We start from the raw sequence: 20564 nt of genomic DNA, 5'->3' as shown, positions 1-20564 counted from the left end.
GTGAGGGGCTTTGAGGTCGGTTCTCAGCCTTGACACGGAGTTGTGCGAAGATTTCATCAAGGCGTCGCAAAGGTGGCGGCGCCGTTTTTATGTCCTCGAGTCTCATTCATGTCCAGATACGCGTCACCGTGTGATAGCCGGCGGCGCAAAGGGTCTTTCGATGCAATCCGAAGCTCAACAACCCCTTATTGAAAGCAAGATTTGTTCGTCGGAGCCAGTTTTCGGCGGATCGTGGAAACGGCGCGCATCGCACGCCGTCGACGTCCGCTGGGGCGGCCAGCTCGTGACAATCGGCGGCGATGCGCCCGTGCGCATCCAGTCGATGACGAATACCGATACCGCCGACGCCATCGGCACGGCGATCCAGGTCAAGGAACTGGCGCAAGCCGGATCGGAACTGGTGCGGATCACGGTGAATACGCCCGAAGCCGCAGCAGCGGTGCCCGCGGTACGCGAGCAACTTGACCGGATGGGCGTGACCGTGCCGCTCGTTGGGGACTTTCATTACAACGGTCATACGCTGTTGCGCGACTATCCGGCTTGCGCCGAAGCGTTGTCGAAATACCGGATCAATCCGGGCAACGTAGGCGCCGGCGCAAAACGTGACACGCAGTTCGCCCAGATGATCGAAGCGGCTGCGCGTTATGACAAACCGGTCCGGATCGGCGTGAATTGGGGCAGTCTCGACCAGGATCTGCTCGCGCGGATGATGGACGAGAACGCGGCCCGTCCCACCCCGTGGGAAGCGCAAAGTGTCATGTACGAAGCGCTGATTCAATCGGCGATCGGGTCGGCTGAACGCGCGGTCGAACTCGGCCTCGGGCGCGACAAGATCATCCTGTCGTGCAAGGTCAGCGGCGTGCAGGACCTGATTGCCGTGTATCGCGAACTGGCCAAACGCTGCAGCTTCGCGTTGCACCTCGGCCTGACCGAGGCGGGGATGGGATCGAAGGGTATCGTGGCGTCGACGGCGGCGTTGTCGGTGCTGCTGCAGGAAGGAATCGGCGACACGATCCGTATCTCGCTCACCCCGGAACCCGGCGGCGCGCGGACCGGCGAAGTGATCGTCGGCCAGGAAATCCTGCAGACCATGGGCCTGCGCTCTTTCACGCCCATGGTGATCGCATGCCCCGGCTGCGGACGCACCACCAGCACGTTGTTCCAGGAACTGGCGTCGCAGATCCAGACGTATCTGCGCAACGCAATGCCCGAGTGGCGTGATCAATTCCCCGGCGTCGAGAAAATGCACGTCGCGGTAATGGGTTGCATTGTGAACGGACCGGGTGAGTCGAAGCAGGCGAATATCGGCATCAGCTTGCCGGGATCGGGCGAAAATCCGGCGGCACCGGTGTTTATCGATGGCGTGAAGGTCAAGACGCTGCGTGGCGAGCATATCGCCCAGGATTTCCAGCAAATCGTCAGTGAGTATGTGACGCGGACCTACGGCAAGCGCGAAACCGCGCAGGCAGAAACACTTTAAAGACAGATGACTGAAGTCAAGAAAAAGCTCGAGAAACTGAGCGGCGTGAAGGGCATGAACGACATCCTCCCGCAGGATGCCGCGTTATACGAATTCTTCGAAAGTACCGTCAAATCGATGTTGCGGGCCTACGGCTATCAGCAGATCCGCACGCCTATTCTCGAGCATACGCAGCTGTTTACGCGCGGCATTGGCGAGGTGACGGATATTGTCGAGAAGGAAATGTACAGTTTCACCGACGCGCTCAACGGCGAGCAGCTCACCCTGCGCCCGGAGAATACGGCTGCGGTGGTGCGTGCGTCGATCGAACACAATCTGCTCTACGACGGCCCGAAGCGGCTGTGGTACATCGGCCCGATGTTCCGCCACGAGCGTCCGCAGCGCGGGCGTTACAGGCAGTTCCATCAGGTCGGCGTGGAAGCGCTCGGCTTTGCGGGACCGGACACCGACGCTGAAATCATCATGATGTGCCAGCGCTTGTGGGACGATCTCGGACTCTCCGGCATCCGGCTCGAACTGAACTCGCTAGGCCAGCCGGAAGAGCGCGCAGCGCACCGGAAGGAATTGATCGCGTATCTCGAGCAACATGCTGACGCACTCGACGAAGAATCGAAGCGCCGTCTCTACACCAATCCGTTGCGTGTGCTGGATACCAAGAATCCCGCCATGCAGGAGATTGCGCAGAACGCGCCGAAGCTCGTCGATTTCCTCGGGTCCGAATCGCTCGCGCACTTCGAGGGTGTTCAGCGTTTGCTGAAGGCGAACAACATTCCGTTCAAGATCAATCCGCGTCTCGTTCGCGGCCTTGATTACTACAATCTCACCGTGTTCGAATGGGTGACCGACAAGCTCGGCGCGCAGGGAACGGTGGCGGGCGGCGGCCGCTACGATCCGCTGATCGAGCAACTGGGCGGCAAGGCAACGGCGGCGTGCGGCTGGGCGATGGGTGTCGAGCGCATTCTTGAATTGCTGAAAGAAGAAGATCTGGTGCCGGCGCCGGAAGGAACCGACATCTACGTGGTTCACCAGGGTGAAGCGGCGGCGGAGCAGGCGTTTATCATCGCTGAGCGGCTGCGCGATACCGGCCTGGACGTCATCCTGCATTGCAGCCCCGACGGCACGCCGGCAAGCTTCAAGTCGCAGATGAAAAAGGCCGATGCCAGCGGCGCGGCTTTTGCCGTGGTGCTGGGCGAGAACGAGCTGGCGCAAGGCATGGTTGGCGTGAAGCCGCTGCGCAGTGCGTCGGTTGAATCGACGGGTCAAAAGAACGAGCAGGCCACGGTGCCGGTGGAAGACTTGACCGAATTTCTAATCAATGCGATGGTGGCAACCGCCGACGACAGCGCGGACTGATTTGTCGGGCGGCGCCACGCGGGCAAAGCCCGTGCGGCGGCCTGAAACAATGGCGCGCAGCGTTGCGCGTGAACACAAAAGCAGTCAAGGAATACGCAGGGCATGAGCTATCACGAAGAACAAGAGTCGCTTGAAAATCTGAAAGCCTGGTGGGCGAAATGGGGCAACTCCACGACCTGGATTGTCCTCGCGGTGCTCGTCGTCGCGGCGGGCTGGAACGGCTGGAATTTCTGGCAGCGCAGGCAGGCTGCGGAAGCCGCCGTGCTCTACGACCAGGTGCAGCAAGCGGTGGCATCGAGTGACAAGGCAATGGTCACGCGAGCGGCAACGGACATGGAAGACAAGTTCGGCGGCACTGCGTACGCGCAGATGACGGCGCTGGCCGCCGCCAAATCGCTGTACACCGCGGGCGACACTGCAGGGGCTAAAACGCAGCTGCAATGGGCCGCCGACCACGCGAAAGACGCTGAATACAAACAGATTGCGAAATTGCGGCTGTCTTTGTTGCTGCTCGACGAAAAATCCTATGACGCCGGCCTGAAGGTGCTTGCCGATGCGCCGCTTGACGCGTTCAAGGGCGTGGTGTCGGACCGTCGCGGCGACCTGCTGGTGGCCGAAGGCAAGCGCGATGACGCGCGCACGGCTTACAAGGTCGCGCTCGACACGCTGCCGAAGTCCGATACGTCGGCCCGTCAATTGGTCCAGTTCAAGCTGGACGCACTCGGCGGCTAGCGCCGACGGCCGGCCCTAAGGCCGGTCAGCCGACCTCGTCCTTATGCAGGCGTGTTGCTCGCTAGGTTAAAGTCACCGGTTTGCGGCGGTGAATCTAACCCTGGCGACCACCGCGCAGCACACCGATCAACCGATTTCACTTATTCATGTTGCGTCTACCGATGACCTTTCTGAAACGCTACGCTCTCCCGCTCGCTTGTGCGATGACGGTTATGCTCACCGCCTGCGCCACCAAGGACGAGCGCCGCGTGCCGACTCCGCTTGTAGACATCAAGCCGGTTCTCACCGTGGAGCAGGCCTGGAAGGCGAGCGTCGGCAAGGCCGGGCGTTACCTGTTCTCGCCGGTGGCGATTGGTGACTTCGTCTACGCGGCTGGCGCCAACGGCACGGTTGCGAAGATCGATGCCAAGACCGGGCAGGACGTATGGCGCATCAAGCTTAAAGACGATCTGTCGGCAGGCGTGGGCAGCGACGGCAACCTGACCGCGGTCGGTGGCCTGAAAGGCAACGTGTACGTGCTGGGACCGGACGGCAAGCAACTCTGGACGGCAATCGCGCCGGGCGAAATCATCTCGCCGCCGCTGGTCGGCAATGACGTGGTCGTCGTCCGGACGATCGACGGCAAGGTGATTGCGTTCAACGCGCAAACTGGCGAACAGAAATGGATATTCCAGGCGCGTGCCGTGCCGCTCAACCTGCGCGTGGCTGCCGGAATGACGTTCGCCGCTTCCCAGGCGGTCCTGGCGGGCTTCCCGGGCGGTACCTTCGCCGCAATCAATCTGCAGACCGGCGACGCCTACTGGCAGACGCCGGTGTCGTTCCCGAAGGGCGTGACTGAGGTAGAGCGCATCAACGACGTCACCGGCGCACCAACACTGGTGGGATCGGAGACATGCGCGGTGACGTTCCAGGGACGCATTGGTTGTTTCGACGCGAATTCGGGCCGTCCGCAATGGGAAAAGTCATTCTCGAGCGATAGCGGCCTGGCGCAGGACAATGAAATGGTCGCGGCCGGCGACGACTGGTCGATTGTCAACGGGTTTAGCGGGATCGACGGCGCGCCGCTCTGGAAGAACGACAAGCTGAAGAATCGCATGGTCAGCGTGCCGTTTATCCTGGGCCGCGCGGTCGTACTCGGCGACTATCAGGGCTTTGTGCATTTCCTTTCCACGGCAAATGGCGAATTCGTCGGCCGGGCCAAGACCGATGGCAGCGCGATCACGGCTGCGCCGGTGCTGGCGGGCGATACCCTGGTTATCCAGACGCACGACGGTGGCCTGTACGGTTTCCGTCCGCGCTGATGTAATGGTTTGAGTTGATCTGACGTTCTGACGGACGTGCCGGTTTTGCCGGCCGTTCGTGTTTTTTCGGACTTTTTTGTTTTTTGAGTCCGCGTCGTGCGAATAGAATCGATTCATCAAGGCTGCGCGTGAAGGATCATCGTGCGGCAAATAAGCGCACAAGCAGCATATAAGCAGGTCAGGCAACATCACAAGTAACAACAGGCATCGGGATTCCGGCAGCAGGTTTGTGCAAACCGGTCCACACCTTCGGGTGACGTTGCCCGATCGATCATGTCGTTTGGCGGAGCGCTCAGCGCGTTCCACATGCGCTTCAAACGCCATGAACGTGGAACATCGCTGCACGCCGCGGTCTCCGCCGAAACCGTGCTAATTTTTGACACATCGCCGGGCCACGCACACTCGCGGCTCGCCGTTTCCGGACTTTTATCCGGCGCGCGCCGGGCCGGAATCATCCGCCTTGCGTTCAACTGTGAACACCATCTGATGAAACCCGTAATTGCCCTCGTGGGGCGCCCCAATGTGGGGAAATCGACGCTTTTCAACCGCCTGACCCGTTCGCGCGACGCACTCGTCGCCGACTTGCCCGGCCTTACCCGTGACCGTCACTATGGCGAAGGCCGGGTAGGCGACCGGCCTTATCTGGTGGTCGACACCGGTGGTTTCGAACCGGTCGCGAAAGACGGCATCCTGCACGAAATGGCTCGCCAGACCCGCCAGGCGGTGGAGGAGGCCGATGTGGTCGTCTTCATCACCGACGGCCGCAACGGGCTCGCACCGCAGGACAAGGCGATTGCGGACTACCTGCGCAAGAGTGGCCGGCCGCTGTTCCTCGTGGTCAACAAGGCCGAGGGCATGAAATACAGCGCGGTCGCCGCCGACTTCTATGAACTGGGCCTCGGCGACCCGCGTGCCATCTCTGCCGCGCACGGCGACGGCGTCTCGGAAATGATCGATGACGCGCTCGAGATTGCGTATGCCGGACAGCCGGAAGAAGACCCCGAAGAAAAAGCGGCGCGCGGCGTGAAAATCGCCATCGTGGGACGCCCGAACGTCGGCAAGTCGACGCTGATCAATGCGTTGGTCGGTGAGGAGCGCGTGATCGCGTTCGACATGCCCGGCACTACGCGTGACTCCATCTATGTTGATTTCGAGCGAAGCGGCCGCAAATACACCCTGATCGATACAGCTGGGTTGCGCCGTCGCGGCAAGGTGTTCGAGGCCGTCGAAAAGTTCTCGGTGGTGAAGACGTTGCAGTCTATTTCCGACGCTAACGTAGTGATTCTGCTGTTGGATGCGCAGCAGGACATCTCGGACCAAGATGCACATATTGCGGGATTTGTGGTCGAGCAGGGACGTGCGCTGGTAGTAGGGGTCAATAAGTGGGACGGATTGGACTCCCATGTGCGCGAGCGCACCAAGGCCGACCTTACGCGCAAGCTCAAGTTTTTGGACTTTGCTAAATTTCATTACGTGTCGGCGCTGGAAAAGACGGGCATCAGCCAACTGATGAAATCGGTGGATGATGCCTACGCCGCCGCCATGGCCAAGTTGCCCACGCCGAAGCTCACGCGCGCGTTGATCGACGCGGTTGAATTTCAACAGCCGCGCCGCCGCGGACCGATTCGTCCGAAGCTGCGTTACGCGCACCAGGGTGGACAGAATCCGCCGATCATCGTCGTGCACGGAAATGCCCTCGACGCGATCACCGACACCTATAAACGTTATCTCGAAGGCCGCTTCAGGGAAACTTTCGGGCTCGTGGGGACTCCATTGCGCATAGAGTTCCGTTCGAGCGCGAACCCTTACGCGGACAAAGGCTGAACCCCGCGTGCACCAAGCGTTTCGCCGGATTTTCGATGGCCGTGGCGCGCTGGTGCGAAAATGAAAATCGGCTATAGTGTAGCGATTGACGACGGATCTCTTTTTCTTCGTCGCAATCACATCAACCTGCAAAAATAATACGGAGTTTGCTATGAGCAACAAAGGGCAATTGTTACAAGACCCGTTTTTGAACGCACTGCGAAAAGAGCATGTGCCTGTATCGATCTACCTGGTCAACGGCATCAAGCTGCAAGGCAATATTGAATCGTTCGACCAGTACGTCGTGTTGCTCCGGAATACGGTTACCCAGATGGTCTATAAGCACGCCATTTCGACGGTCGTGCCGGCGCGTCCGGTGAATTTCCACCCGGATGCAGAGACGCCCTAAACCTCGTTGCGCCCGGTGTCACGGCATGAATGAACGTGCTAATTCACCGGTCGCTTCAAAATGAAAACATTGATTTGATCAACGCAGCGCTTGTCGGTGTCGACTTCGGAAAAATCGATTTCGATGCCAGTCTCGAAGAACTCAGTCTGCTCGCACAAAGTGCGGGTGCCCATCCCGCCGTCACCCTGACCGGTCGCCGTTCCAGTCCCGATGCCAAGATGTTTGTCGGCAGCGGCAAAGTCGAAGAGCTGCGCCTCGCGTGCGAAGCCAACGACGTGGAACTTGTCATTTTTAATCACGCTCTCGCGCCCGCGCAGCAACGCAATCTGGAAGGCGCGCTGGAACGGCGCGTGATTGACCGCACCAGTCTTATCCTCGACATTTTCGCCCAGCGTGCCCGCAGTCATGAAGGCAAGCTGCAGGTCGAACTCGCGCAGCTCACCTACTTGTCCACGCGACTGATCCGTGCGTGGACTCACCTTGAACGGCAGAAGGGCGGTATCGGTTTGCGCGGCCCGGGTGAGACGCAGCTTGAAACTGACCGCCGTTTGATTGGCGAACGGATCAAGGCGCTGAAGGCGAAGCTGAAGAAGCTGCAACGTCAGCATGGCACGCAGCGCCGCCAGCGCGGGCGCAATCGGACCACTTCGGTGTCGCTGGTTGGCTATACGAACGCGGGCAAGTCGACGTTGTTCAACGCGTTGACGAAAGCGCAGGCGTACACGGCGGACCAGTTGTTCGCCACACTCGATACCACCTCACGCCGGGTTTATCTCAGCGAGGAAGCGGGGCAGGCCGTGGTGTCGGATACGGTCGGCTTCATTCGCGACCTGCCTCACCAACTGGTCGCGGCTTTTCGTGCGACGCTTGAGGAAACCGTTCAGGCTGACTTGCTGCTGCACGTGGTGGATGCATCGAGCATGGTGCGGCTCGATCAGATCGACGAGGTGAACAAGGTGCTGAGCAGCATTGGCGCCGACGGTATTCCGCAGATCCTCGTTTTCAACAAGATCGATGCGGTGCCTGAGTTGGCGGCCCGTGGCGACTCAGTTGAAAGGGATGAGTATGGTAATATTTTGCGCGTCTTTTTGAGCGCGCGAACGGGTCAGGGACTCGACGCGCTGCGCGCGGCCATCGCCGAATTTGCGGCTTCCGAACCCAAAGATAACAACGAGTACACGGAACTTCCGGACGGCACAATCGTGCCGGAGTCCATGGATAGCACATCCGACGACGGAACCACGCTACCGGAAGACCACCGGTCAGCCGACGAAAGTGATGACCGCAAGGTCCCCGAGCACGGGCACTGATCTGTTCCGATTTGCATTGACCCGGCTGTCTAATGGTGAATCACCGAGTGAACGACTACAACGAGCGGAGTAACCGGCAGCTTTCGCATGCCGTCTTTTCGATCAACGACCCGCGCTGGGGGCGGGGCGACGGCAATGGCGACGGCAAAAGCCAGGACCAGAAGCGTCCGCAGGAACAAAAGCGTCCATCGAAGGACAAGGATGGTGAAGGTCCGCCGGATCTCGACGAAATGTGGCGCGACTTCAACAAGAAGCTCGCCGGCCTATTCGGCAAGAAAGCGCCTGGCGGCGGTCCGCGTACCGACAACGGCCGCGGCGCCAAGATCGGCTTGGGCATTGTTGTCGGTGTATTGATCGCGATCTATCTGGGCAGCGGCGTATTCGTCGTACAGGACGGCAATGTGGGTGTCGTGTCGCGCTTCGGAAAGTATGAAGAGTCGGACGACCCGGGCATCCATTGGCGTCTTCCGTATCCGTTCGAATCGCACGAGATCGTCAATACGTCGCAGATTCGTTCGATCGAAGTCGGCCGCAACAACACCGTGACCCAGGCCAACGTTCGCGACGCATCGCTGCTGACGCACGACGCGGATATCGTCGAGGTGCGGTTTGCCGTGCAGTATCAGATCAGGTCGGCGACCGACTATCTGTTCCGCAATGCCGATCCTGAGCAGAACGTGACGGAATCGGCGCAAGCCGCAATTCGCGAAATCGCGGGCACGCACAGTACCGACGACCTGCTTTTCAAGGATCGCGAAGCATTGCGCGCGAAGCTTGTCGACACCATCCAGGCATCGCTTGATTCGTACAAGACGGGCTTGCAGGTGACCGGCGTGACCATCGAGAGCGTGCAGGTGCCGGCGCAGGTTCAGCCGGCGTTTGAAGATGCCGCGAAGGTGCGCCAGGACAACGAGCGCGCGGTCGACACCGCGAAAGCCTACGCAGATCAACTGTTGCCGCGCGCGAAGACCGACGCGGCACGCATGATCGACGATGCGAAGGGCTATAGCAACCGGGTCGTTTCGCAGGCGCAAGGCAATGCCGAGCGCTTCAAGCAGGTCTACGCAGAATATTCGAAGGCGCCGGCAGTGATTCGTCAACGCATGTATCTGGACACAATGCAGCAGATCTATTCGCGTGCGACGAAGGTGTTCGTCGACAGCAAGAGTTCGAACAATGTGGTGTACCTGCCGCTCGACAAGCTAGTCGATGCAAACCGCCAGAACGCGGCCGCAGCCGCCGTGGCGTCGGGCGCGTCAGGTGTTGCTGCGGGGACGGCGCCTTCGGGCGCGAATCAACCCGTCGGCGCCGCGCCTACCGGTGTGATCGGAGGGGCTATTACGCAGGATGCGCGCGCCGAAAGCGCATCGGCGGCTTCGGCCGTCACTGCCCAGTCCGCCGCTCCCGCCAGCGCTGCAGCTTCTGCTGCCGCCTCGGGTACCGCAGCGCAGTCGTCGGGTGACCCATTGCGTTCGCGGGACGCGTTCCGTTCGCGTTCGCGCGAAGACGACACGCAATGAGGAGCGCGATCATGAATCGAATTATTGCGCTCGTCGCTGCTGTGGTGGTTGTGTTGTTCATTGGCTCGTCCATGATGTTCGTGGTCGACGAACGCCATGCCGGCGTGGTCACCGCACATGGCGGCGACACGCCCACGCTTGTCACGCCCGGCCTCCATTTCAAGCTGCCGCCGCCGTTCCAGACGCTGACGCTGATTGACACCCGTACGCTCACGCTAGACGAAGCAGGCTCGGACCGCTTCAATACGTCGGACAAGAACGAGGTGATCGTGAATACGGTCATCAAGTATCGCGTGGCCGATCCGCTCAAGCTGTTCGAAAGCAACGAGAAGAACACGCAGACGGCGCAGGACCGGCTGGCCGCGCTCACGCGCACGGCGTTGACGTCGTCGTTCACGAAGCGTTCGCTGACGGACGTGCTCGGTGAGCAGCAGGCTATTGCGACCGAAGCTCAGAAGGCAATCGAGCAGCCTGCAGCGGCGTTCGGCGTGGAGCTCGTCGACCTGCAACTGACGCGCATCGACTTTCCGCCGGCGGTGGCCGATTCGGTCTACAAACGCATGATCGCGGCGCGCCAGCAAGCGGCGGCCGAGGAGCGCGCGAAGGGGACGGCCGACGCCGATGCGCTGAAAGCGAGCGCCGAGCGCCAGCAGGAAGCCATTCTTGCCGATGCCTACAAGGAAGCGCAGACCATCAAGGGTGAGGGTGATGGCCGAGCTGCGTCCATTGCCGCCGATGCATACGGCGTCGATCCGCAGTTCTACCAGTTCTATCAAAGCCTCGAAGCGTATAAAAAGACTTTCAATGCTGGTGACGTGATGGTCGTCGATCCGAGCAGCGATTTCTTCCGCTTCATGCGCAGCCCGAATGGTGCTGCGCCGAGCGGCGCCGATGCCACCACCCCGGCGCTCGCGCGCAAGCGCTGAGCGTCCAAGCGTCGCGGCGAGAGTCGCGACGCCTTCAATCGAATGGATATGGCTGCATCGTTACTGCTCGCGATTGCGTTGATGCTGATTATTGAGGGGATGTTTCCGTTCGTCTTCCCTAACTCCTGGCGCGACACGTTCCGCCGGATCGCGCAACGGCCGCCGCACCAGATTCGTATCGGTGGGCTGATCGCCATGGTGCTTGGCGTTATCCTGCTGATTATTGCGACGTGACCATTGCAACGTGATCATTGCACCATGATCGTCGCGACGTGAAAACTTCAAAGCGGGTCGACTTGTAGTCTCCGGTCGCCCATAGACTCAAAGCTTGCGCTCACTCGCGGCAATCATCACCGCCGCGCTCAAGCGCTCCGTAGGAAACGCATCGATGTCCACCTGGTTACTCCCCGAGAATATCGCCGACGTCTTGCCGTCCGAGGCTCGCAAGATTGAAGAATTGCGCCGTCGGCTGCTCGACCGTTTTCGTTCGTACGGCTACGAACTTGTCATGCCGCCCATGCTCGAGTATCTCGAGTCGTTGCTCACCAGCGGCGGCAGCGACCTGAACCTGCGCACGTTCAAGCTCGTTGATCAATTATCCGGCCGAACGCTCGGCCTGCGCGCTGACATTACGCCGCAGGTCTCGCGTATCGACGCGCATTTGCTGAATCGCCAGGGCGTGACGCGCCTTTGTTACGCGGGCAATGTGCTGCATACGCGCCCGCGCGGTCTGCACGCTACGCGCGAGCAGATCCAGATCGGTGCGGAAATCTACGGCCATGCGGGACTGGAAGCAGATCTCGAGATCCAGCAACTGATGCTGGACTCACTGCGTCTGAGCGGCCTCGACAAAGTGCGCCTCGACCTGTGCCACGCGGGCGTTTTGTCGGCGTTGCTGGATCTGGAGCCGGCTGCGGCGGTGCTCGGTGAAGCGCTGTTCGACGCGCTCGGCGCGAAGGATGTGCCGCGCCTGAACGAACTTACGGCCAAGCTTGGCGATGTCACCCGGGACGCATTGCGCGCTTTGCCTTCGCTGTATGGCGACGCTTCCGTGCTCGACGAAGCGAGGGCTCGGCTGCCGAATCTTCCGGTGATCGGCCGGGCGCTGGACGACCTCGCGTTCCTCGCGGCCCAGGCGAACGGAGCCGAGCTGATGATCGATCTCGCCGATCTGCGCGGTTACGCGTACCACAGCGGCGTGATGTTCTCGGCGTACGTCGATGGCGTGCCGAATGCGGTGGCGCGGGGTGGCCGTTACGACCATGTCGGCCAGGCCTACGGCCGTGCGCGCCCGGCAACCGGCTTCTCGCTCGACCTGCGCGAAGTCGCCCGCATTTCCCCCGTCGATGCCCGCGGCAGCGCGGTCCTCGCCCCGTGGAAGCATGACGAACCGCTGCTCTCGGCAGTCGCGCAATTGCGCGATGCGGGCGAAGTGGTGATTCAGGCGTTGCCCGGTCACGACCATGATCTCGACGAGTTCGCGTTCGATCGCGTATTGGTCGAGCGGGACGGAAAGTGGGTCGTAGAGGCCCGTTCCTAGCGGTTTTGCGGTTTGCCGGCGCGTTTTTTATCGGTGCGCAGCCGCAAGCCGCGGACAAAATTTCTGCCAGATCCGATCGATGCAAAATCGATACGCGTTCGCAAATACCGGGAAAAACTCGGAACCTTCCGCGAACATAGGTAAAATGCTTTTTTAACCAGCTATCAAATTGACATGTCTGCCAGCGCAGTGAATGTGAACCCGGGGCGCAACGTCGTCGTGGTCGGCACCCAGTGGGGTGATGAAGGCAAGGGCAAGATCGTCGACTGGTTGACGGACCACGCCCAGGGCGTCGTGCGCTTCCAGGGCGGCCACAATGCCGGCCACACGCTGATTATCGGCGGCAAGAAAACCATCCTTCGACTGATTCCGTCGGGCATCATGCGCGCCGGCACCGCCTGCTACATCGGCAATGGCGTCGTGTTGTCGCCGGAAGCGCTCTTCAAGGAAATCGGCGAGCTGGAATCGGTGGGTGTGGACGTCCAGAAGCGTCTTTTCATCTCCGAAGCCGCCAACCTGATTCTTCCGTATCACATCGCTATCGACCAGGCCCGCGAAGCGCGGCGCGGCGCGGCGAAGATCGGTACCACCGGACGCGGCATCGGCCCGGCGTATGAAGACAAGGTTGGCCGCCGCGGCTTGCGGGTGCAGGATCTGTACGACCGCGAAGTATTCGCTGAGCGCCTGCGCGAAACCCTCGATTTCCACAACTTCGTGCTGACCGGCTATCTGGGCGCCGCAGCGGTGGATTATCAGGAAACGCTGGACACCATGTTCGGCTACGCCGAGCGCCTCGCGCCCATGGTGACCGACGTCTCGCGCCGTCTCTATGACGAAAACCACGCTGGCCGGAACCTGTTGTTCGAAGGTGCGCAAGGCACGCTGCTTGATATCGATCACGGCACGTATCCGTACGTCACATCGAGCAATTGCGTGGCGGGTGCGGCGACTGCCGGTGCGGGCGTGGGTCCGCAAAAGCTCAACTACATCCTCGGCATCACGAAAGCGTATTGCACGCGCGTGGGCGCAGGCCCGTTCCCGAGCGAGTTGTATGACGCCGACAACGCCAGTCGCCAGGAGCAGGTTGGCCTGACGCTTGCGACCGTCGGCAAGGAATTCGGTTCGGTGACCGGCCGTCCGCGCCGTACCGGCTGGCTTGACGCCGCCGCGCTGCGCCGCTCGATCCAGATCAACGGCATCTCGGGCTTGTGCATGACGAAACTCGACGTGCTCGATGGCCTGGACGAAGTGAAGCTGTGCGTGGGCTACAAGCTTGACGGCAAAGATGTCGACATCCTGCCGCGCGGTGCGTCGGAAGTGGCGCGTTGCGAGCCGGTATACGAGACGTTCGGCGGCTGGAAGGAAAGCACCATTGGCATTACGCAATGGGACAGCTTGCCGGCCAATGCGCGCAAGTATCTGTCGCGTATCCAGGAAGTGGCGGCCGTGCCTATCGACATGGTGTCGACGGGTCCGGATCGCGACGAAACCATCCTGCTGCGTCATCCGTTCAAGGTTTAAGCAGGCCGGACGTGCAGCAACGACCAAAGTGGCCGCGAATCAGCGGCCACTTTTGCATATTCAACAGACGTACAGTGCTGTACATATTGAAAAGAGTTTCACCATGATCGCGATGAAAGATCCGCGCAATGACGACCGGAATCTGTGGGTAGGCTGGGACGAATATCACCGGCTGATCGAACTGCTCGCGCTCAGCGTGCATGACTCGGGCTGGAAGTTCGACAATATCCTGTGCCTCGCACGCGGCGGCCTGCGGGTTGGCGACCAGCTTTCGCGCATCTATGACCTGCCGCTCGCCATCCTGGCGACGAGTTCGTATCGCGAGGCGGCCGGCACGGAACAGGGCACACTCGACATCGGGCAATACATCACCATGACGCGTGGCGAGCTGTCTGGCAACGTGCTGCTTGTCGATGACCTGGTCGACTCCGGCGTCACGCTTTCGCGTGTGCAGCAGCATCTGAAAGACCGTTATCCGGCGGTCACGGCAGTGCGTTCCGCCGTGCTTTGGTACAAGGGCTGCTCCAAAGTGAAGCCCGACTATCATGTGCAGTTTCTCGAAACGAATCCCTGGATTCATCAGCCGTTCGAAGAGTGGGACACTGTCCGCCCGCACAACCTCGGTGCGTGGATCAAGCGCGGCGTCCAGGACGAGCGCGGCTGATTCAAGTCCTGAGCGTGTTCAAGTCGTGCGCGTCAGCCGTTCACGTGAGTTGTTAGTGGTTAGTTGTTGAGCAGCGGAACGAAACTGAAACGAAACGCCGTTCGATTCGCCTGTCCGGTGCGATCGAACGGCATTTTTTTGCTGATAGCCGGTTAAAGCCGGAAACCGCCGCGCATGCACCTTCGCGCCTTTGCCGCAATGCTAAACTGCCGCTTCGCTCCGGTCGTCGCGGTATCGCAACAGGCCGGTCGGGCGCCGCACGCAACGTTAGAATGGCGTTCGTTTTTTCCGCTTCGGACGGCTTCCCGCGTTTATGAACAAAATCACCCACGCGCACGAGCGCAAACAGCCGCTGCCCGCCTTGGCACTCGCCGCAATCGGCGTAGTGTTCGGCGATATCGGCACCAGCCCGCTGTACGCGTTGAAAGAGGCCTTCAGTAAGTCCCACGGTATTGAACTGAGCGACGCCTCCATCCTCGGGGTTATCTCGTTGTTGTTCTGGGCGATCATGATCGTGGTCTCCATCAAATACGTGCTCTTCGTGATGCGCGCCGACAACAATGGCGAAGGTGGCGTACTCGCACTCATGACACTTGCGTTACGCACGTTGAAGGGATCGGGACGTGCAACCGGCGTGCTGATGATGCTCGGCATTTTCGGCGCGTGCATGTTTTACGGCGACGCAGTCATTACACCGGCCATGTCGGTGATATCGGCGGTGGAAGGGCTGGAAATCGTCTCACCGGCGCTTTCTGAATGGGTGATCCCCATCACCATCGTCATTCTCGTGATGCTTTTCTGGATCCAGCGCCGCGGTACGTCGGTGGTCGGCAAGCTTTTCGGCCCGATCATGGTGCTGTGGTTCCTGACGCTGGCCGTGCTTGGCGTGTATCACATCGCGCAAGTGCCGCGCGTGCTGATCGCGTTGAATCCGTATTACGCGTTCTCGTTCATGGCTGCCCACGTGCTGCAGGCGTATATCGTGCTCGGGTCGGTCGTGCTGGTGCTGACCGGCGCGGAAGCGCTATATGCCGATATGGGGCACTTTGGCGCCAAGCCCATTCGCTACGCGTGGTATGGCCTCGTCATGCCGTCGCTGGTGCTTAATTATTTCGGCCAGGGGGCGTTGCTGATGCACTCGCCGGAAGCCGCCGAAAGTCCGTTCTTTCTCCTGGCGCCGCAATGGGCTCTCTTGCCCCTGGTGATCCTGTCGACTGTAGCCACAGTGATTGCATCACAGGCCGTCATTTCAGGCGCGTATTCGCTGACGAGCCAGGCAATCCAGCTTGGCTACGTGCCGCGCATGAAGATCCTGCATACATCGGATCTGGCGATCGGGCAGATCTATATTCCGGTCGTGAACTGGATGCTGTTGTTCGTTATCCTGTGCATCGTGATCGGTTTCAAAAGCTCCGAGAATCTCGCGGCCGCATACGGGCTTGCCGTCACCGCGACCATGCTGGTCACGACCATTCTCGCGTCGGTTGTGATGACCAAGCTGTGGGGCTGGAACAAGTTCCTGGTGGGCGGGATCATCAGCGTGTTTTTTATCGTCGATGTCGGGTTCTTCGGCGCCAGCCTGCTCAAGATCGAGCAGGGCGGCTGGCTGCCGCTGGGGATTGGCGGCGTGCTGTTTTTCCTGCTGATGACGTGGTTCAAGGGCCGCATGATCGTGAAGGACCGGACCGCCGCCGACGGTATTCCGCTGATGCCGTTCCTGCAGGGATTGCTTGCGCATCCGCCGCATCGGGTGTCGGGTACTGCAATCTATCTGACCGGCAACGACACGCTCGTGCCCGTCAGCCTGTTGCACAACCTGAAGCACAACAAGGTTCTGCACGAACGGACCATCTTCCTGAATTTCGTTACCCGCGATGTGCCGTATGTCGATGACGACAAGCGAGTGGAAGTGAAGGACGCGGGCGGCGGGCTCTTTCTCGTGAAAGCGCAGTATGGTTTTAACGAAACGCCCGACGTGAAGGCCGTGCTGAACGAGATTGGCCGTACCCATGACATGACGTTTGAACTCATGGATACGTCCTTCTTCATGGCTCGGGAAACGGTGGTGCCGACGCAGTTGCCGGGTATGTCGGTGTGGCGTGAACGGGTGTTCGCGTGGATGCATCAGAATGCCGCCAAGCCGACTGACTTCTTCAGTATTCCCGCGAACCGGGTGGTTGAGTTGGGGACGAAGATCGAGATTTGACGGGAAGCGTGCGGGGGCGTTTGAGACCATCATGCACGCGTGGCCCGGCTTGATCCGTCAAGATTGTTAAATAGAAAACGGCCCATCGGGCCGTTTTCGTTTCCATCGGGCCGTGCCGCTCGTTTACTTTTTCAGCTTGGCAAACGCCGCTGCCATTGCGCTGGCTGCTTCCGGTTCGCGCTTGCCGCCGCTATTGCCCCGGACATCGCGGGCACTGCCACCACCCGCGCCACCACCACCACGGCGGTCTTGCGCGCCGCGTTGCTGTTGCTGCGGCGGTGCTCCATCGGCGGCGAAGTCATCGTCCAGACGCATGGTCAGCGCGATCCGCTGGCGCTTCACGTCCGTCTCCAGCACTTTCACCTTCACCACCTGTCCCGCTTTCACGACCTCGTGCGGGTCCTTGATGAACTTTGTCGACATCGCCGATACGTGCACCAATCCATCCTGATGCACGCCGATATCCACGAACGCGCCAAACGCCGCGACGTTCGTGACCACGCCTTCCAGGATCATTCCTGGCGTGAGATCGGAGAGTTTCTCGACGCCGTCGCGGAACGTGGCCGTCTTGAATTCCGGACGTGGATCGCGGCCCGGCTTTTCCAACTCGGCGAGGATGTCTCGCACCGTCGGCAGACCGAACCGTTCGTCGACAAATTCTGCCGGCGACAGGCCCGCCAAGGCTTCACGCTTGCCCATGACATCGGCGGCGTGCTTCTTGATTTTCGCCAGGATTCGTTCGACCACCGGATAGGCTTCCGGATGCACCGACGAGCGGTCCAGCGGATTCACACCGTTGTTGATGCGCAGGAATCCGGCGGCTTGTTCGAAGGTTTTATCGCCGAGACGCGGCACTTTCTTCAATTGATCACGCGATGCAAACGGGCCGTTGGCATCGCGGAAATCGACGATATTACGCGCCAATGTCGCGTTCAATCCCGACACGCGCGCAAGCAATGCAACCGATGCCGTATTGGCGTCCACGCCGACCGCGTTCACGCAATCCTCGACCACCGCGTCAAGCGAACGGGCGAGGTCGCGTTGATTGACGTCGTGCTGATACTGGCCGACGCCGATCGCTTTCGGATCGATCTTGACGAGTTCCGCGAGCGGATCCTGCAGCCGCCGCGCGATAGATACTGCGCCGCGCAGCGTGACATCGAGGTCAGGAAACTCTTTCGATGCCAGTTCGGAGGCCGAATAAATCGATGCTCCCGCTTCGGACACCACGATCTTCTGCAGCTTCAGTTCCGGATGTTTCGCGATCAATTCGCTCGCGAGCTTGTCGGTCTCGCGTGACGCCGTGCCATTGCCGATACTGATCAGCTCAGCCTGCGTCTGCGCGGCGATCCGCGCAAGCTTGGCGAGCGAGCCATCCCAGTCGCGACGCGGTTCGTGCGGATAAATCACGTCGGTGGCAAGCAGCTTGCCGGTACGATCGACCACGGCCACTTTCACACCGGTACGCATGCCGGGATCGAGTCCGATCACGGCTTTCGGCCCTGCCGGAGCGGCAAGCAAAAGGTCCTTCAGGTTGCGTGCAAATACGCGAATAGCCTCGGCTTCAGCTTCTTCGCGCAAATTCGTCAGCAAATCGTTTTCGATATTCGGCTGGACCTTCACGCGCCAGCACCAGCGGCACACGTCCGAGAGCCATTTATCGGCTGGCCGGCCCTGATTCGCGATGCCCACATGGCGTGCGATCAGCGCTTCGCCGGGATGCGGCACTTGCGCGTCGAGCTCTTCGCCCAGTCCCAGCTTGACCATCAGGACGCCTGCATTGCGCCCGCGAAAAAGCGCGAGCGCCCGGTGCGACGGGACGGTGCGGATGGTTTCCGAGTAGTCGTAATAGTCGCGGAATTTCTCGCCTTCCTCGGTTTCTTTCCCTTCCACGACAGTCGAAATCACGCTGCCTTGCTTGAACAGGTAGTCGCGAACCTTACCGAGAATTTCTGCCGTTTCGCCGAACTGTTCCGAGAGAATGTCGCGGGCGCCATCGAGCGCGGCCTTGATATCGGCAACCCCTTTTTCAGCGTCTACATAACGCGCGGCTTCTGTTTGCGGATCGAGCGTCGGGTCGGCGAGGAGGGCATCCGCGAGCGGCTGCAGGCCGGCTTCACGGGCGATCTGAGCACGCGTGCGGCGCTTCGGTTTGTAGGGGAGATACAGGTCTTCGAGCACCTGCTTGCTCTCGGCGCCTTCAACGGCTGCGCGCAGCTCGGGCGTGAGCTTGCCCTGTTCGTCGATGCTCTGGACAATCGTCTCGCGGCGGTCTTCCAGCTCGCGAAGATAGATGAGCCGTTCCTCGAGATTGCGCAATTGCGTGTCGTCGAGATTGTCCGTTACTTCCTTTCTATAACGGGCGATGAACGGAACGGTTGCGCCTTCATCGAGTAGTTGCACGGTGGCGGCGACCTGCCGTGGTTGCACATTCAACTCGGTGGCGATGCGCTGGACAATCTTGAGTGCTACGGTTTCCGTCATGGGGGTCTGCGTCAGCCTGCTGGCTCATCAAGGGCTTTTCGTACCGCGCATTTCACTCGCATTTCACTGTAAGCCGCGCGAACACGTTTGCCGGGTTGGTGAAGCGAGGCATTTTGCCATAAATGCCGGAGGGCTCCGGCGCGCGGTGATAGAATTTCAGGATCGTAGAAGCTGCTTTTTCACGCCATTGTCCGTCTCCTTGTCCGTTTTCTTGCCTATCACGCTGGCTATCACGTTGCCGACTTCCCGCCTTTCGCCCGCTTTGCCGACTGCTTCAGTCGATTCGTTCGCCTCGACCGGTCCGGCCGCATCGGGTGGCGATGTTGCCATCGTGCGATCAGCCGGACTGTTGGCTGGCTTGTCGCGGCAGGTCTTGTCATTCGCCCGGCCCGTTGCGGCAATATTGGTCGCGTTAACCTGCGCGGGTATCGGCACGGCCGTCATGGCGCAGACGCCGAAGCCCATCAACCCGGGTACGTCGGTCACGCAAACGCCGCTCGACGAAACCGGCGCGCAAGACAATGGCAATGGGGGCCAAGCGGCATCGGGCGTGCCGGCAAGCCGGGCGGCGGGGCAGATCGGAGCAAGTGGCGTAATCGATGCTGATGCAGCGCAAGCCACCGCCGATACCAACGCTTTCGCCGCGCGCCAGAAGGCGTTGGACGTTCGCAGCGCGGAGAACAACTATACCTACGGGGTCAAGCAGCACGATTGCTACAGCAATTTTTTCGTCAATCACTGCCTGGACAAAGCGCGGGACGCCAAGCGTGAAGTAGCCCAGCAAATTCGCAAGGAACAACTGGCGCTCGACGACGAACAACGTCTGCAGCACGCGCAGCAGCGGGACCAGCAAACGGCGATCAAACGCGCGCAGTACGTGTCCGAGGGGCCGCAGCGTGCGGCGAATGAGAAGGCGAGCGCGGACTCGTTTGCAGAGAAGCAGCGCCAGAACGCATTGTCGGAGGCGCAGCGAAATGCGGAAGCGCCGCAGCGTGCGCAGAACCAGGCCGATTACGATCGCAAGCAGGCGGATTACCAGAAGAAACTTGCCGATGCCGCCGCGCGCGGCGTGCAGGACGCAAAGGACCGCGAAGACAAGGCGGAACGTTTTGCGGCCAAGCAACGTGATGCTGCCGAGCATCAGGCGGAAGTTCAGTCCCGGCAGAAGGAAGCGGCCGCCAAGCAGCAACAGCGTGCGCAGCAGGACGCGGCAGATCAGGCGCACCAGGAACAACTCAAGCAGCAACAGCAGCAGCAACAACAGCAACCGAAGTAAGCCGGGACCGGACAGTAACCTCGGGCGACGCCGGTCAGT

Annotated in this window: 17 protein-coding genes; 15 read left to right on the top strand and 2 right to left on the bottom strand. The window is 60.7% G+C overall.

All coding sequences use genetic code 11. The features are described from left to right. Positions 1-160 precede the first annotated feature (160 nt). The 14 genes from ispG (at position 161) to HB376_RS00640 (ending at position 16765) form a co-directional block, all read left to right on the top strand. Positions 161-1480, top strand: a complete 1320-nt coding sequence (gene ispG / locus HB376_RS00705) for a flavodoxin-dependent (E)-4-hydroxy-3-methylbut-2-enyl-diphosphate synthase (RefSeq protein WP_213761522.1) — start codon at positions 161-163, stop codon at positions 1478-1480. Between the two features lie 6 nt (positions 1481-1486). Then, positions 1487-2833 (top strand): histidine--tRNA ligase, encoded by a 1347-nt coding sequence (gene hisS, locus HB376_RS00700; RefSeq protein ID WP_213761521.1) that lies wholly within the window; start codon positions 1487-1489, stop codon positions 2831-2833. A 102-nt stretch (positions 2834-2935) separates the two neighbouring features. After that, the gene (locus HB376_RS00695) at positions 2936-3565 is read left to right on the top strand and encodes a tetratricopeptide repeat protein (protein WP_213761520.1); all 630 of its coding nucleotides are present in this window, start codon (positions 2936-2938) and stop codon (positions 3563-3565) included. 161 nt (positions 3566-3726) lie between these two features. Beyond that, entirely contained in the window at positions 3727-4866 is a 1140-nt protein-coding gene (bamB, locus tag HB376_RS00690) for an outer membrane protein assembly factor BamB (RefSeq protein WP_213761519.1), read from the top strand. Between the two features lie 486 nt (positions 4867-5352). Beyond that, positions 5353-6690, top strand: a complete 1338-nt coding sequence (der, locus tag HB376_RS00685; protein WP_158934623.1) for a ribosome biogenesis GTPase Der — start codon at positions 5353-5355, stop codon at positions 6688-6690. A 151-nt stretch (positions 6691-6841) separates the two neighbouring features. Further along, complete coding sequence (hfq, locus tag HB376_RS00680; RefSeq protein WP_031356421.1) at positions 6842-7078, top strand: RNA chaperone Hfq; 237 nt, start codon at positions 6842-6844, stop codon at positions 7076-7078. Positions 7079-7107: 29 nt separating this feature from the next. Continuing rightward, the gene (gene hflX / locus HB376_RS00675) at positions 7108-8388 is read left to right on the top strand and encodes a GTPase HflX (protein ID WP_213761518.1); all 1281 of its coding nucleotides are present in this window, start codon (positions 7108-7110) and stop codon (positions 8386-8388) included. Between the two features lie 47 nt (positions 8389-8435). Continuing rightward, a complete protein-coding gene (hflK, locus tag HB376_RS00670) occupies positions 8436-9908 on the top strand; it encodes an FtsH protease activity modulator HflK (RefSeq protein ID WP_213761517.1) in 1473 nt (490 codons plus the stop codon). Positions 9909-9919: 11 nt separating this feature from the next. Continuing rightward, positions 9920-10834: a protease modulator HflC gene (hflC, locus tag HB376_RS00665; RefSeq protein ID WP_213761516.1), complete on the top strand. Its 915-nt coding sequence runs from the start codon at positions 9920-9922 to the stop codon at positions 10832-10834. A gap of 42 nt (positions 10835-10876) precedes the next feature. Beyond that, positions 10877-11068, top strand: a complete 192-nt coding sequence (locus HB376_RS00660; RefSeq protein ID WP_031356417.1) for a DUF2065 domain-containing protein — start codon at positions 10877-10879, stop codon at positions 11066-11068. Between the two features lie 154 nt (positions 11069-11222). Then, positions 11223-12374, top strand: coding sequence for an ATP phosphoribosyltransferase regulatory subunit (locus HB376_RS00655; protein WP_213761515.1), 1152 nt, complete (start codon positions 11223-11225; stop codon positions 12372-12374). Positions 12375-12548: 174 nt separating this feature from the next. After that, positions 12549-13895 (top strand): adenylosuccinate synthase, encoded by a 1347-nt coding sequence (locus tag HB376_RS00650; RefSeq protein ID WP_213761514.1) that lies wholly within the window; start codon positions 12549-12551, stop codon positions 13893-13895. A 103-nt stretch (positions 13896-13998) separates the two neighbouring features. After that, positions 13999-14559, top strand: coding sequence for a phosphoribosyltransferase (locus HB376_RS00645; protein WP_213761513.1), 561 nt, complete (start codon positions 13999-14001; stop codon positions 14557-14559). Positions 14560-14872: 313 nt separating this feature from the next. Continuing rightward, complete coding sequence (locus HB376_RS00640; protein WP_213761512.1) at positions 14873-16765, top strand: potassium transporter Kup; 1893 nt, start codon at positions 14873-14875, stop codon at positions 16763-16765. 123 nt (positions 16766-16888) lie between these two features. On the opposite strand, the gene HB376_RS00635 is transcribed toward HB376_RS00640, so the two are convergent. Next, positions 16889-19249 carry a Tex family protein gene (locus HB376_RS00635; protein ID WP_213761511.1) on the bottom strand — a complete coding sequence of 787 codons (2361 nt, stop codon included), beginning with the start codon at positions 19247-19249 and terminating at the stop codon, positions 16889-16891. A gap of 156 nt (positions 19250-19405) precedes the next feature. Beyond that, positions 19406-19693: a hypothetical protein gene (locus HB376_RS00630; RefSeq protein WP_213761909.1), complete on the bottom strand. Its 288-nt coding sequence runs from the start codon at positions 19691-19693 to the stop codon at positions 19406-19408. Here HB376_RS00630 and HB376_RS00625 point away from each other — a divergent pair. Beyond that, the gene (locus HB376_RS00625; RefSeq protein ID WP_255631090.1) at positions 19692-20525 is read left to right on the top strand and encodes a colicin transporter; all 834 of its coding nucleotides are present in this window, start codon (positions 19692-19694) and stop codon (positions 20523-20525) included. The two genes, HB376_RS00630 and HB376_RS00625, sit on opposite strands and share 2 nt — an antisense overlap. Positions 20526-20564 lie beyond the last annotated feature (39 nt).

It is taken from the genome of Caballeronia sp. dw_19 (assembly GCF_018449515.1).
Lineage (GTDB): Bacteria > Pseudomonadota > Gammaproteobacteria > Burkholderiales > Burkholderiaceae > Caballeronia.
The sequence above is the reverse complement of the archived record's forward strand: the minus strand, read 5'-3'. Positions and strand labels throughout refer to the sequence as shown.

Excerpts from the sequence above, each read along its gene's own strand:
- ispG (WP_213761522.1), top strand. The coding sequence starts at position 161 with ATGCAATCCGAAGCTCAACAACCCCTTATTGAAAGCAAGATTTGTTCG.
- hisS (WP_213761521.1), top strand. The coding sequence starts at position 1,487 with ATGACTGAAGTCAAGAAAAAGCTCGAGAAACTGAGCGGCGTGAAGGGC.
- HB376_RS00695 (WP_213761520.1), top strand. The coding sequence starts at position 2,936 with ATGAGCTATCACGAAGAACAAGAGTCGCTTGAAAATCTGAAAGCCTGG.
- bamB (WP_213761519.1), top strand. The coding sequence starts at position 3,727 with ATGACCTTTCTGAAACGCTACGCTCTCCCGCTCGCTTGTGCGATGACG.
- der (WP_158934623.1), top strand. The coding sequence starts at position 5,353 with ATGAAACCCGTAATTGCCCTCGTGGGGCGCCCCAATGTGGGGAAATCG.
- hfq (WP_031356421.1), top strand. The coding sequence starts at position 6,842 with ATGAGCAACAAAGGGCAATTGTTACAAGACCCGTTTTTGAACGCACTG.
- hflX (WP_213761518.1), top strand. The coding sequence starts at position 7,108 with ATGAACGTGCTAATTCACCGGTCGCTTCAAAATGAAAACATTGATTTG.
- hflC (WP_213761516.1), top strand. The coding sequence starts at position 9,920 with ATGAATCGAATTATTGCGCTCGTCGCTGCTGTGGTGGTTGTGTTGTTC.
- HB376_RS00660 (WP_031356417.1), top strand. The coding sequence starts at position 10,877 with ATGGATATGGCTGCATCGTTACTGCTCGCGATTGCGTTGATGCTGATT.
- HB376_RS00655 (WP_213761515.1), top strand. The coding sequence starts at position 11,223 with ATGTCCACCTGGTTACTCCCCGAGAATATCGCCGACGTCTTGCCGTCC.
- HB376_RS00650 (WP_213761514.1), top strand. The coding sequence starts at position 12,549 with ATGTCTGCCAGCGCAGTGAATGTGAACCCGGGGCGCAACGTCGTCGTG.
- HB376_RS00645 (WP_213761513.1), top strand. The coding sequence starts at position 13,999 with ATGATCGCGATGAAAGATCCGCGCAATGACGACCGGAATCTGTGGGTA.
- HB376_RS00640 (WP_213761512.1), top strand. The coding sequence starts at position 14,873 with ATGAACAAAATCACCCACGCGCACGAGCGCAAACAGCCGCTGCCCGCC.
- HB376_RS00635 (WP_213761511.1), bottom strand. The coding sequence starts at position 19,249 with ATGACGGAAACCGTAGCACTCAAGATTGTCCAGCGCATCGCCACCGAG.
- HB376_RS00625 (WP_255631090.1), top strand. The coding sequence starts at position 19,692 with ATGGCGCAGACGCCGAAGCCCATCAACCCGGGTACGTCGGTCACGCAA.
- HB376_RS00630 (WP_213761909.1), bottom strand. The coding sequence starts at position 19,693 with ATGACGGCCGTGCCGATACCCGCGCAGGTTAACGCGACCAATATTGCC.